The following is a 12628-nucleotide window of genomic DNA, read 5'->3' on the forward strand; positions in this document are numbered from 1 at the left end:
CGGGCGCATGGAGTTTCGTCATCTCGGCCGCAGCGGCCTCAAGATCAGTGAGCTCGCCTACGGCAACTGGATCACCCATGGTTCGCAGGTCGAGGAGGAGGCCGCCGCGGCATGCGTGCGGGCTGCCCTCGACGAGGGAATCACGACGTTCGACACCGCCGACGTCTACGCCCGTACCCGCGCGGAGGAGGTTCTCGGCCGCGCGCTCAAGGGCGAGCGCCGCGAGTCGCTGGAGATCTTCACCAAGGTCTACTGGCCGACCGGCAGCGGCAAGAACGACAGCGGGCTGTCCCGCAAGCACATCTTCGAGTCGATCCACGGCTCGCTGCGCCGGCTGCAGACCGACTACGTCGACCTGTACCAGGCGCACCGGTTCGACCACGAGACGCCGCTCGAAGAGACCATGAAGGCGTTCGACGACCTCGTGCGCCAGGGCAAGGTCCTCTACGTCGGCGTGTCGGAGTGGCGCGCCGAGGAGATCGCCCGCGCGCTGAAGATCGCCGATGAGATGGGCCTCGACCGGATCATCTCCAACCAGCCGCAGTACAGCATGCTGTGGCGGGTCATCGAGTCCGAGGTCGTGCCGCTGTCGGAGCAGGAGGGCATCGGGCAGATCGTCTTCTCCCCGATCGCCCAGGGCGTGCTGACCGGCAAGTACAAGCCGGGCCAGGCCCCGCCGCCCGGTTCGCGCGCGACCGACGAGAAGAGCGGCGCCGGCTTCATCGAGCGCTACCTCACCGAGGAGATCCTCACCCGCGTCCAGGAGCTGAACCCGATCGCCGAGGACGCGGGCCTGTCGATGGCCCAGCTCGCGGTGGCCTGGGTCCTGCAGAACCCCAACGTCTCCGCCGCGATCATCGGCGCGACCCGCCCCGAGCAGGTGCGCGACAACGTGCGCGCGGCCGGGGTCACGCTCGACGCCGAGATCATGAAGCGCATCGACGACGCCCTCGCGCCGGTGGTCCAGCGCGACCCGGCCCGTACGGCCAGCCCGCGGCACCGCCCCTGAGCCCGAGCGCCGGCGTGGCCCGCGGGCCACGCCGGCGGCCGGTCAGCCCTCCGGCGGGTGCAGACTCATCGGGCCGTACACCACGCGTCCGTCCTCGATCAGGTGGACCTGGTCGACCCCGGCCTCGACGAGACCGCGCCAGTTCTCCCCCACCCACGACTCGGCGTCGGCCTGTGTGGTCCACGTCTCGTCGCCGAGGTCGGGCGCGTCGATCTCCGTCCCATCGGCCTTCTCGTACCGCCAGCTCCAGGGCATTGGTCTCCTCTGTCCGTCATCCGGCCGCGATGATCCCGTTGCGCAGCCCTTCGGCGGTCAGCGTCTCATTCGTCGGGAGCGCCGTGCCGTTCACCTTCACCGTCGGCGTGCCGAGGATGCCGCCCGCGATCGCCAGGCCGCTCGTCTGCCGCACCTGCGCGGCGTACCGCTGGCTCCGTACGCAGGACGCGAACCCGGACGCGCCGACACCCGCCGCGCCGCCGTAGGAGACCAGGTCGGCGGCGCTGAAGCCGGCGGACCCCTCGGGCGGCTGGTGCAGGAAGAGCTGGTCCTGGAAGGACAGCCACTCCGCTCCGTCGGTGACGCAGTGCGCCGCCGCCGACGCCCGCGTGGAGTTCCCCGCGAGCGGCTCCTGGCTGAAGATCACGATCGGATGGTAGACGACCTTGGCCTTGCCCTCGCCGGCGAGGTTCTTGAGCGTGGAGTCGTTGACCCGGTGGAACTCCTTGCACACCGGGCACTGGAAGTCCTCGTAGACGTCCACGAGCGGGGTGGTGACGCCACTCTTCGCCATCGCGACGGTGCCGTCGGGCGCCACGGTGGCCGTGACGCCGGCCGGCAGCGCCACGGCCTTGCCCCGCTTGCCGTCCTGGGAGACGAGGACGGCGGTGACCACGATGCAGATCACGAGCACGAGGAGGCCGGCGGACAGGCCGACGATGAGCCCGCGGCGGCCGCCTGCGGGCGGCGGTGGCGGGCCGTAGTAGGGCTGGCCGTACGGAGGAGCGTCGTACGGGGGCCGGCCGTACGGCTGCGGGCCGTACCGGGGAGGGGGTGGTCCGTACGGTGGCGGCTGCCAGTTCCCGTAGGGCGGCGGCGCTCCGGGGGGCAGGTCGTCCGGTGGTTCGGGGCCCTGCTGCGGCGGGCCGCTCGGGGGTTGGCTCACGGTCTCCCAGATTACCGGTGCGGGCCGTTTTGACGAGGTCTCGGCGTCCGTGGTCAACTCATCGGCAGCAGCACACGCGCCGACGTGGGGAAAGCCGGTCCGAATCCGGCGCTGACCCGCAACCGTGGACCGTACGGGCACGACGCCCGAACGGTGAGCCGGACGCCCGCCCAGGCGCGAGCGGCTCCGATTTTTCCGTCGTGGTCTGCGGGTGGAGTCCGGGCGCGTGCGGCTCATGGTGCGCCCGTCCCGCCGGGACCACACCCTCAGAAAGGCGCCCATGCTGAAGGTTCGATCCGGCGTCGCCGCCGTGGCGGCGCTCGTCTTCGGGCTCGTTCTCGCGCTCTCCGCCCCCGTGTCCGCCGACACCACCGCGTTCTGGGGTTACTGGCAGGCGGACGGCTCGCACTGGGCGTTCGCCAAGACCGGCCCGGCCACCGCGCACCCCAAGGACGGCGCCGTCGAGGGCTGGCGGTTCGCCAAGGCGAGCGGGAACACCGGCACGCCGCCGCACGCCAGGCCCGACTTCACCGCGGTCTGCGGGTCCGCCCCCGCGCCGGCCGGCAGCAAGCGGGTCGCGGTCGTCCTCGACTACGGCGAGCCGGCCGAGGCGCCGTCGGGCGCCACGCCGCCCGCCGCCAAGACCGCCTGCGCGATCGTGGCCAAGGACGCCACCGGCTCCGACGTCCTCGCCAAGGTCGCCCGGCCGCAGGCGGACAAGTCCGGCCTGATCTGCGCCATCGACGCCTTCGGCCCGTGCGCCAAGGCCGCGCCCGCCCCTTCCTCCTCTGCGGCGCCCGCCAAGCACAAGAGGAGCGCCGGGTCGACCGCGCTCACCATCGGTGTCGGCCTGGTCCTCGTGCTCGCGGCCGGCGGCAGCATGATGGCGGTACGCCGCCGCGCCAACCAGTGACCCGGTGAGCGGACGGCAGCTCCACCCGGGCGCCTGGTGGCTGTGGGCGCTCGGGCTCGCCACCGCCGCCACCCGTACGGCCGATCCCCTGCTCCTGCTGCTGGTCGTGGCCACCACCGGCCTGGTCGTGGCGGTCCGGCGCACCCGCGAGCCGTGGGCCGGCGCGTACGGCGTGTTCCTGCGCCTCGGGCTCGTGGTGATCGTCGTACGCGTCGTGTTCTGGGTGGTGTTCGCGGCGCAGGCTCCGGGTCCCGCCCTGTTCACGCTGCCGTCGGTGACGCTGCCCTCGTGGATGGCGGGCACTCGTGTCGGCGGCCCGGTCAGCGCCGACGGCCTGAGAGCGGGCCTCTACGACGGGCTGCGCCTGGCCGCCGTCCTCGTGTGCCTGGGCGCGGCGAACGCCCTGGCCAGCCCGAGCCGCCTGCTCAAGGCGGTCCCGGGCGCGCTGTACGAGATGGGGGTCGCGGTCGTGGTGGCGATGACGTTCGCGCCGCAGGCGGTGACGCACGTCCGCCGCGTACGCGCGGCGCACCGGCTGCGCGGCCGCCCGGACCGGGGGCTGCGCGCGGTGCGCGGGCTCGTCATGCCGGTCATCGAGGGCGCGCTGGAGCGGTCGGTCGAACTGGCGGCGGCGATGGACTCGCGCGGCTACGGCCGGAAGGCGGCGGTTCCGGCCGCGCGGCGGCGTGCCACGGCGGCGCTGACGCTCGCCGGCCTGCTGGCCGTGTGCGCCGGGCTGTACGGGCTGCTCGGCGCGGACTCGCCGGCCGCGCTCGGCGCGCCGCCGCTGGTCCTGGGCCTGGCGGCCGCGTCGGCGGGCCTGTGGCTGGGCGGCCGTCGTTCGCCGCGGACGCGGTACCGCCCCGACCCGTGGCGCTGGCCCGAGTGGGCCGTGTCCGCGTGCGGCGCGGCCGTCGCCGTGGCGACGCTCGCCGGGCACGGCGGCGGCTCGCCGGGCCCTCCGCCGGTCCCGGCCGCCGCGCTGGTGCTGGCGCTCGCGGCGGCGCTGGTGTCCGCGCCGCCCGTACGCCGGGAGGCGGCGTGATCCGGTTCGAGCAGGTGGGCTTCCGCTACGCCGAAAAGGCCGCGCCGGTGCTCGCCGGCGTGGACCTGGAGATCGACGAGGGCGAGCTGTGCCTCGTCGTGGGCCGCACCGGCACGGGCAAGTCGACCCTCTTGCGCGCCGTGAACGGGCTGGTCCCCCACTTCACCGGCGGAATCCTGTCCGGGCGGGTCACCGTGGCCGGCCGTGACACCCGCGACCATCCGCCGCGCGAGCTCGCCGACGTCGTCGGGTACGTCGGCCAGGACCCGCGTGCCGGGTTCGTCACCGACGTGGTCGAGGAGGAGCTCGCGTACGGGATGGAGTCGCTCGGCCTGGCGCCCGCGGTGATGCGGCGGCGCGTCGAGGAGACCCTGGACCTGCTGGGCCTGGAGGGCGTTCGCGACCGGCCGCTGGCCACTCTCTCCGGCGGGCAGGCGCAGCGCGTCGCGATCGGCTCGGTGCTGGCCGCGCACCCGCGGGCGCTCGTGCTGGACGAGCCGACGTCCGCGCTCGACCCGGTCGGCGCCGAGGACGTGCTCGCCATCCTCCAGCGGCTCGTCCACGACCTGGGCCTCACCGTCGTCCTGGCCGAGCACCGCCTCGAACGCGTGGTCCACCTGGCCGACAGCGTGGTCCTCCTGCCCGGCGGCGGCCGCCCGGTCGCGTACGGCCCGGCCGGAACGATCATGGCGACGTCGCCGGTGGCTCCGCCGGTCGTCCGGCTCGGGCGGGCCGCGGGCTGGTCACCGCTGCCGCTGTCGGTCCGCGACGCGCGCCGCGCCGCCGCGCCCCTGCGCGCCCGTCTCGGCGAGGTGCCTGTGCCTTCTCCCCGTACGCCGGCGTCGTCGCCCGTGGCCTCGGTACGCGGCCTGGAGGTGCGGTACGGGCCGGTGGCGGCGCTGCGGGGCGTCGACCTCGCGGTGGCGCGCGGCGAGGTCGTGGCACTGATGGGCCGTAACGGCGCGGGCAAGTCCTCCCTGCTGTCCGCGCTGGTGGGCCTGGTGCGCCCTTCCGCGGGGCGCGCGGAGGTCCTCGGCGCGGTGCCGCACGAGCTGCGGGCCCGTGCGATGGTGCGGCACGCGGGACTGGTGCCCCAGGACCCGGGCGACCTGCTGTACGCCGAGACGGTCGCGGCCGAGTGCCGGGCCGCCGACCGGGACATGACCACACCGGAGGGAACGTGCCGCGCGCTGTTCGAGCGGCTCGCCCCCGGCGTCGGCGACGCGGTCCACCCGCGCGACCTGTCGGAGGGACAGCGGCTGAGCCTCGCGCTGGCGGTCATCCTGACCGGCCGGCCTCCGCTCGTGCTGCTCGACGAGCCGACCCGCGGCCTGGACTACGCGGCCAAGGCGCGGCTGGTGGAGATCCTGGAGGATCTCGCGGAAGACGGCCACGCGATCGTACTGGCCACGCACGACGTGGAGATGGCCGCCGAGGTGGCGACCCGCGCGGTGGTGATCGCCGAGGGCGAACTCGTCGCGGACGGCCCCGTCGAGGAGGTCCTGGTCTCCTCACCCGCGTTCGCGCCGCAGGTCAGCAAGATCTTCGCCCCGCTGCCACTGCTGACCGTGGCACAGGCCACCACCGTCCTCGGAGATCCGGCATGACCCCGGCACGAGCACGTTCGGCGATGGCCGCCGCGCTCGCAGCGGCCGGCCGTTCTCTCCTCCTCAGCCCGCGCGGCGACGTCAGCCGGATCCGGATCGATCTCACTCGCGGATCCACCGTGACGGCAGCGCGTTCCGCCGTCGCGCCGGCGCTCCCGGCTGGGTCGGGCGCGTTCGGCCGGCGCCTCGGTGTCGCGCCGGCCATCGGCCGCGCCCGACGCGGGTTCGCGACGTGATCGTTCGTGGTGGGGGGCGCCGGCCTGGGCGGGCCACCGTGAGTGCGGTGCGGTTGCGGCCGCGTTCGGCGATCGCGGTCGCGCTGGTGTCCCTGGCCGGACTGGTGGCCTTCGGCTGGCCTCTCTTCGTCGCGCCGGGGGCCGGGCTCACCCAGTCCGGGCCCGCGTCGTGGCTGTTCGTGCTGATGCTGCCGCTGCTGCTGCTCGTGGCGCTCGCGGAGATCTCCGAGGGCGGCGTCGACGCCAAGGCGATCGCCCTGCTGGGCGTGCTCGGCGCGATCGGCGCGGCGCTGCGACCCCTCGGCACGGGCGTGGCCGGGTTCGAGCCGATGTTCTTCGTGCTGGTGCTCGGCGGGCGCGTGCTCGGCCGCGGCTTCGGGTACCTGCTCGGGTCGGTGACGATGTTCGCCAGCGCGCTGCTGACGGCGGGCGTCGGCCCCTGGCTGCCGTTCCAGCTGCTCGGCGCGGCGTGGGTCGGGTTCTTCGCCGGATGCCTGCCGCGCCTCGGCGGCCGGGCGGAGATCGCGCTGCTCGCCGCGTATGGCGCGGTGGCTGCATTCTTCTACGGTTCGTTGCAGGATCTGGCGCTGTGGCCGTTCGCGACGGGAGTATCGACTTCGATCGCTTATGAACCAGGTGCACCGGTGACCACCAATCTCGGCCGCTTCGTGGCGTTCGACCTGACCACGTCGCTGGGTTTCAACGTGCCCCGGGCGGTCACCACGGCAGTCCTCGTGGCGGTCACCGGCCGCCCCGTACTCCTGGCGTTGCGCCGCGCCGCGCGCCGCGCCGCCTTCGAGGCCCCTGTAGATTTCCGGCGCCCGTGATCCGCGCCGAAGGGGGGCCGGCCAGGGACGCCCTGGAGCTTCAGCTGCTCGGCACGGCCGGCCCGGCCGGATGGCCGGAGGTCGGCTGCCGCTGCTCCTCCTGTACGCGGATGCGCGCCGCCCGCCGCCGCCTCGAACCCACGCGCGTCCTGCTCGACGGGGTCCCGCTGGACCGGTGCCGGCGCGAGGAGGTGGACGGCGGGTACGACGTCCGTACGCCGCGGGGGCACCGGGTGCTGTTCGCCTCGCGGCCCGGCGGCCGGCCCCGGCCCTCCTCCCCCGGCCCGTACGACGCCGTGCTGCTCGACCTGGTCGGCGACCCGGCGCACCTCGGCTGGCTGCGGCACGTCGGCGCGGTGACCCCGGCGACGCGCATCGAGGCCGTCCAGGTCGACCACCGCGTCTCCTCCCCCGCCGAGCTCGAACGCCGCCTCGAACGGTGGCGGCGCCCGTTCACCGCCCCGTGGCGGACGCTGGTCCTGGGCGGGGCGCGGTCGGGCAAGTCCGAGGAGGCCGAACGGCGGGTGCTCACCTGCCCGGAGGTGACGTACGTGGCGACGGGCGTGATGCACGCCGAGGACCCGGACTGGCGCGCCCGGATCCGCGAACACCGTGTGCGCCGCCCCCGATGGTGGGAGACGGCGGAGACGATCGACGTCGCGGGCCTGCTGCGCACGGCGTCCGGCACGCTGCTGATCGACGGCATGGGAACGTGGCTGACGGCGATGTTCGACGCCCTGGGCGCCTGGGAGTACCCCCGCGCGGTCGAGCCGCGCGTGGACGAGCTCGTGAGGGCCTGGCGCTCCACCGAGGCACACGTCGTCGCGGTCAGCGACGAGGTCGGCCTGTCGATCGTCCCGGAGACGCCCGTGGGCCGGGCCTTCCGCGACCTGCTCGGCCGCCTCAACCAGCGCCTGGCCGCCGAGTCGGAGGAGACCGCCCTCGTGGTGGCCGGCCGCGTACTGGAGCTCCCGTGAGACACCTCGGAACGTGGCCCCGCCGTGAAACCGCACCGCCGCGCACCGAGGCCGACGGTGACCGCACCGGGCCGGTCCCGGATCCCCGCCGCGTACCGGAGAGGCCATGAGCACCGCTGAACGCACCGATCCCGCCGTTCGTGCCGGGCTCCGCCTCGCCGTGTCCCTCCTCACCATCGTCCCGGTGCGATCCGGGCCGGTGGACCGCGGCACCGCGCGCTGGGCGATGACGCTCGCGCCCGTCGCCGGGCTGCTCGTCGGCGCCGTGGCCGCGGCCGTGCTCGTCGTGTCCGGCCGGCTGGGCTTCGGGTCGGGACTGGCCGCGGCCCTGGCCGTCGGGGCGATGGCGCTGCTGACCCGCGGCCTGCACCTGGACGGCCTGGCCGACCTCGCCGACGGCCTCGGCAGCGGCCGGCCCGCCACCGAGGCATTGGCGATCATGAAGAAGTCCGACATCGGGCCGTTCGGAGTGATCACGCTCGTGCTGACCCTCGCCATCCAGGTCGCCGCGATCGCCGAGGCTCCGGTCGCGGGGGTCGTCGTGGCGGCCATGACCGGACGGCTGGCGGTCACGTGGGCCTGCCGATCCCGCGTACGGGCCGCGCGGCCCGAGGGGCTCGGCGCGCTGGTGGCGGGCACCGTGCGGCGTCGCGACGCGGTGGCGGCCACGGCCGTCACGGCGGCCGTGGCCGCGGTCGCGGCGCTGACCGGACCCGGAGGCGGCGTCTACCACGCGATCCTCGGGGCCACCGCCGTCCTGGCCGGCCTGGCCGCCTCCACCGCCCTGCTGCGGCACGCCGTACGCCGGCTGGGCGGCGTCACCGGCGACGTCCTCGGCGCACTGGTCGAGACGAGCGTGACCGCGGCGCTGCTGGTGATGGCCCTGCGGTGAGCACCGCCACGGCCCGGTACGCGGCCGGATGTGGTCGCCGCGGCGCGGGCGTCCGATCGGGCTCATCGGACGCGGGTCGCCTACGCACGGACACGCCCTTTCCCGATTGCGCCTGAATTCGCGGGCCGCTGCCCGCATCGCGAACTTGAGCCGGGAACGGCGCGCCGTTTCCGAGCCGCGGATCGTGGCCTTTCGGAGCCCGGAGAAATCGGCCGGAAGGAGCGAGGCCCGCGCGCCGGGCGCCGGGGTCTGAGGGCCACGTTCCCACTGTTCTCAAAGGGTTCTTGCGGCCCGCGTGGCCGTTCCGGCCACGGCGGAGAACCCCGTGCCGTGGCGGCGCCGACGCCTTCGGCCCGGTATCACCTCATTCGGGCGGCGAAGCGAGGCCGCCGCCCTCTCACGTCGCCAAATTCACGCCAATCGGCCGATGACCTGGACGAAAGACGTACTTCCCGCTCCAGCGAATGCGGCGATCGCGTTGTGCGGGAGCCCGGCCCTCCCGGACGAGCCGGGCAGCGTAATAGGCCGGACCGTAAGACGGCCACGGCGGCGGACCCGGGGAGCGGGACCACGTCCGGCCAGGCCCGGAACCCCGCACGGGGGCCGGCGACCGGCGGGCGAGGTGAGCCGCGGCACGACCCGGCACGTACCCGCGAAGCCTCCCGCCGAGCCGCGACCCACGTCCTAGCAGGGCCGTCGCGTCAACCGGGCGGTCCCTCGCGCGCACGACGCCCCATACCGCGGAGTATGACCGCTATGCGGCAGACCTTATGGAACACCGCTTTCCGTGGCCGGTCGCGGACAGCCGAACGGGACAACGTCGCAGGCAGTCGAGCAACCCGAGTTGATCGAATTGACGAAACCAGTCAGCAGTGCGACTAGCATCGGGCCACGTGACGAACCTCAGGCTTGGCAACCCCGAAATCGCATCCTTTGACGCCGACGCGGTGGTGATCGGCGTCGTCAGCACCGACTCCGACGTCGGCCTCGCGCCCGGCGCCGAGAGTGTCGACCGGGCGTTCGACGGCGGTCTCGCCGCCGTGCTGGCCGGCCTTGGTGCGACCGGTGAGGCCGGGGAGGTCACGAAGATCCCGACGTTCGGCAAGCTGGCCGCGCCGGTGCTCGTGGCCGTCGGGCTTGGCGCGTCACGTGAGTCCTTCGACGGTGAGACCCTGCGCCGCGCCGCGGGAGCCGCGCTGCGCGTGCTCGCCGGCTCGGGTTCGGCCGCGGTCGCGCTGCCCGCCACGACGGTGGAGGAGGTCACCGCGGTCACCGCGGGCGCACTCCTGGGCAACTACGCCTACCTCAACTACCGCACCGGCAACGGTCACAAGCAGCCGGTCGCCGAGGTGACGGTCCTCAGCGAGGGGGTGGAGGGGGCCGACGCCGCGCTGCGCCGGGCCGAGGTTCTCGCCGAGTCCGTCACGCTGGTCCGCGATCTCGTCAACACCCCGCCCTCCGACCTGAGCCCGGAGATCCTCGCCGAGACCGCCGAGCAGGTCGGCGCGGACGCCGGTCTGTCGATCGAGGTCCTCGACGAGAAGGCGCTGGTCGAGGGCGGCTACGGCGGCATCGCCGGCGTGGGCCAGGGCTCGGTCAACCCGCCCCGGCTCGTACGCCTCGCCTACGACCACCCCGAGGCGAGCCACACCGTCGCGTTCGTCGGCAAGGGCATCACCTTCGACTCCGGCGGCCTGTCGCTCAAGCCCGCCGACTCCATGGACTGGATGAAGTCCGACATGGGCGGCGCCGCCGCCGTGCTCGGCGCGATGAAGGCCATCGCCGCGCTCGCGCCGAAGGCCAAGGTGGTCGGCTACCTCGCCATCGCCGAGAACATGCCGAGCGGCACCGCGCAGCGCCCCTCCGACGTGATCAACATGTACGGCGGCAAGACCGTCGAGGTGCTCAACACCGACGCCGAGGGCCGTCTCGTCATGGCCGACGCCATCGTGCGCGCCGGCGAGGACGACCCCGACCTGATCATCGACGTGGCCACTCTCACCGGCGCCCAGCTCGTGGCCCTCGGCACCCGCACGGCCGGCGTCATGGCCAACGACGACGCCGTGCGCGACCGGGTGGTCGCCGCCGCGGGCCGGGCCGGTGAGGCCGCCTGGCCGATGCCGCTGCCCGAGGAGCTCCGCAAGGGCCTCGACTCGGCCGTCGCCGACATCGCCAACATCAGCGGCGAGCGCTGGGGCGGCATGCTGACCGCCGGCGTCTTCCTGAAGGAGTTCGTGCCGGAGGGCGTGCGCTGGGCGCACCTCGACATCGCCGGCCCGGCGTTCCACAAGGGCGAGCCGTACGGCTACACCCCCAAGGGCGGCACCGGCGCCGCGGTCCGCACGCTCGTGCAGATCGTCGAGGACGTCGCCGCCGACGGACTTTAACCGGTGCCTCGCGCGTTGGAAGGACCGTAACGGGAGGCGTTCGCCGGCGACCGGCCGGTACGGTCGTGGTGGCCGGCACGGTGGCGTGAACGGGAGGCACTGTCACCGAGGGGTGGCCACAGGTGGAAGGATGCCTCCCGGGAACAATCGCGCCGTCCTGCGGCGCCCGAGTGAGCATCGAAGGAGCGTCTCGTGTCGAATAGCACCTATGACATCGTCGTCCTAGGTGGCGGCAGCGGCGGCTACGCGTGCGCGCTGCGCGCGGTGGAGCTGGGCAAGAGCGTCCTGCTGGTCGAGAAGGACAAGCTGGGCGGCACGTGCCTCAACCGCGGCTGCATCCCGACGAAGGCGCTGCTGCACGCCGCGGAGGTCGCCGACCAGACGCGCGAGGCCGCCACGTTCGGCATCAAGGCGCGGTTCGAGGGCATCGACCTGCCGGGCGTGCACGCCTACAAGGACAAGGTCGTCAGCACCACGGTGAAGGGCCTGACCGGGCTGATCAAGTCCAAGGGCATCACGATCGTGGAGGGCGCGGGCCGCGTGACCGGCCCCAAGACGGTCCAGGTCGGCGACACGACGTACGAGGCCGGCCACATCGTGCTGGCCACCGGCTCGGTGCCCAAGTCCCTGCCCGGCCTCGACATCGACGGCGAGCGGGTCATCTCCAGCGACCACGCGCTGACCCTCGACCGGATCCCGCAGTCCGTCGTCGTCCTCGGCGGCGGCGTGATCGGCGTGGAGTTCGCGAGCGTCTGGCGCTCCTTCGGCGCCGAGGTGACCATCGTCGAGGCGCTACCGCACCTGCTCCCGCTGGAGGAGGAGTCCAGCTCCAAGCGGCTGGAGCGGGCGTTCCGCAAGCGCGGCATCAAGTTCGAGCTCGGCGCGCGCTACGAGAGCGTCAAGCACACCGACTCGGGCGTCATCGTCACGCTCGAGGGCGGCAAGACCCTCGACGCCGAGATCATGCTCGTCGCCGTCGGCCGCGGCCCGGTCTCCGGCGACCTCGGCCTGGAGGACGTCGGCGTCGAGACCGAGCGCGGTTTCGTCAAGGTCGACGACTACTGCCGCACCAGCGTGGAGTCGATCTCCGCGGTCGGCGACCTGATCCCGACCCTGCAGCTCGCGCACGTCGGCTTCGCCGAGGGCATCCTCGTCGCCGAGCGGCTCGGCGGGCTCGACCCGGCGCCGATCGACTACGACGGTGTGCCGCGCATCACCTACTCCGAGCCCGAGGTCGCGTCGGTGGGCGTCACCACCGCGACGGCCGCGGAGCGCGGGATCGAGACCACCTCGTTCACCTATGACCTGGCGGGCAACCCGCGCAGCAAGATCCTGGGCACCCAGGGCGAGGTCAAGGTGATCGCGCGCAAGGACGGCCCGGTCCTGGGGATCCACATGGTCGGCAGCCGCGTGGGCGAGCTGATCACCGAGGGCCAGTTGATCTACAACTGGGAGGCCCTGCCCTCCGAGGTCGCCCAGCTCATCCACCCGCATCCCACCCAGTCCGAGGCGGTCGGCGAGGCTCACCTCGCCCTCGCCGGCAAGCCCCTGCACGTCCACGGCTGATAACGCC

At 73.9% G+C, this 12628-nt stretch carries 11 protein-coding genes and 1 riboswitch; of the genes, 9 read left to right on the forward strand and 2 right to left on the reverse strand.

Annotation, left to right across the window (positions count from 1 at the left end; translation table 11 throughout):
• The first annotated feature begins 7 nt into the window (after nt 1–7).
• Nucleotides 8–1009, forward strand: coding sequence for an aldo/keto reductase family protein (locus tag QWU11_RS11650; protein ID WP_290105182.1), 1002 nt, complete (start codon nt 8–10; stop codon nt 1007–1009).
• A gap of 42 nt (nt 1010–1051) precedes the next feature.
• Here QWU11_RS11650 and QWU11_RS11655 read toward each other — a convergent pair whose 3' ends face one another.
• Together QWU11_RS11655 and QWU11_RS11660 are read right to left on the reverse strand one after the other, a co-directional pair.
• On the reverse strand, nt 1052–1264 hold the full coding sequence (locus tag QWU11_RS11655; RefSeq protein WP_290105183.1) for a hypothetical protein: 213 nt from the start codon (nt 1262–1264) through the stop codon (nt 1052–1054).
• 16 nt (nt 1265–1280) lie between these two features.
• Nucleotides 1281–2171: a thioredoxin domain-containing protein gene (locus QWU11_RS11660; RefSeq protein ID WP_290105184.1), complete on the reverse strand. Its 891-nt coding sequence runs from the start codon at nt 2169–2171 to the stop codon at nt 1281–1283.
• 85 nt (nt 2172–2256) lie between these two features.
• Nucleotides 2257–2339, forward strand: a riboswitch (cobalamin riboswitch).
• Nucleotides 2340–2451: 112 nt separating this feature from the next.
• On the opposite strand from QWU11_RS11660, the gene QWU11_RS11665 reads away from it, so the two are divergent.
• The 8 genes from QWU11_RS11665 to lpdA all read left to right on the forward strand — a co-directional run bounded on the left by QWU11_RS11665 (nt 2452) and on the right by lpdA (nt 12621).
• Nucleotides 2452–3084 (forward strand): SCO2322 family protein, encoded by a 633-nt coding sequence (locus tag QWU11_RS11665; RefSeq protein ID WP_290105185.1) that lies wholly within the window; start codon nt 2452–2454, stop codon nt 3082–3084.
• Between the two features lie 4 nt (nt 3085–3088).
• Nucleotides 3089–4129 carry an energy-coupling factor transporter transmembrane component T gene (locus QWU11_RS11670; protein WP_290105186.1) on the forward strand — a complete coding sequence of 347 codons (1041 nt, stop codon included), beginning with the start codon at nt 3089–3091 and terminating at the stop codon, nt 4127–4129.
• Complete coding sequence (locus tag QWU11_RS11675; RefSeq protein WP_290105187.1) at nt 4126–5736, forward strand: ABC transporter ATP-binding protein; 1611 nt, start codon at nt 4126–4128, stop codon at nt 5734–5736. Before QWU11_RS11670 ends, QWU11_RS11675 begins: the two co-directional genes overlap by 4 nt.
• Before the next feature lie 283 nt (nt 5737–6019).
• Entirely contained in the window at nt 6020–6799 is a 780-nt protein-coding gene (locus tag QWU11_RS11680) for an ECF transporter S component (RefSeq protein ID WP_290105188.1), read from the forward strand.
• Nucleotides 6796–7776: a bifunctional adenosylcobinamide kinase/adenosylcobinamide-phosphate guanylyltransferase gene (locus QWU11_RS11685; RefSeq protein ID WP_290105189.1), complete on the forward strand. Its 981-nt coding sequence runs from the start codon at nt 6796–6798 to the stop codon at nt 7774–7776. The genes QWU11_RS11680 and QWU11_RS11685 overlap by 4 nt, the downstream gene beginning before the upstream one ends.
• 106 nt (nt 7777–7882) lie before the next feature.
• Entirely contained in the window at nt 7883–8668 is a 786-nt protein-coding gene (locus QWU11_RS11690; RefSeq protein WP_290105190.1) for an adenosylcobinamide-GDP ribazoletransferase, read from the forward strand.
• An 893-nt stretch (nt 8669–9561) separates the two neighbouring features.
• A complete protein-coding gene (locus tag QWU11_RS11695; RefSeq protein ID WP_290105191.1) occupies nt 9562–11055 on the forward strand; it encodes a leucyl aminopeptidase in 1494 nt (497 codons plus the stop codon).
• 192 nt (nt 11056–11247) lie between these two features.
• The gene (gene lpdA / locus QWU11_RS11700; protein WP_290105192.1) at nt 11248–12621 is read left to right on the forward strand and encodes a dihydrolipoyl dehydrogenase; all 1374 of its coding nucleotides are present in this window, start codon (nt 11248–11250) and stop codon (nt 12619–12621) included.
• The last annotated feature ends 7 nt before the right edge of the window (nt 12622–12628 follow it).

The sequence above is a fragment of the Actinomadura sp. DC4 genome, assembly GCF_030406325.1.
Classification (GTDB): Bacteria; Actinomycetota; Actinomycetes; order Streptosporangiales; family Streptosporangiaceae; genus Actinoallomurus.

Coding starts and splice junctions, on each gene's coding strand:
- QWU11_RS11690 (WP_290105190.1), top strand. CDS start 7,883: ATGAGCACCGCTGAACGCACCGATCCCGCCGTTCGTGCCGGGCTCCGC.
- QWU11_RS11650 (WP_290105182.1), top strand. CDS start 8: ATGGAGTTTCGTCATCTCGGCCGCAGCGGCCTCAAGATCAGTGAGCTC.
- QWU11_RS11655 (WP_290105183.1), bottom strand. CDS start 1,264: ATGCCCTGGAGCTGGCGGTACGAGAAGGCCGATGGGACGGAGATCGAC.
- QWU11_RS11665 (WP_290105185.1), top strand. CDS start 2,452: ATGCTGAAGGTTCGATCCGGCGTCGCCGCCGTGGCGGCGCTCGTCTTC.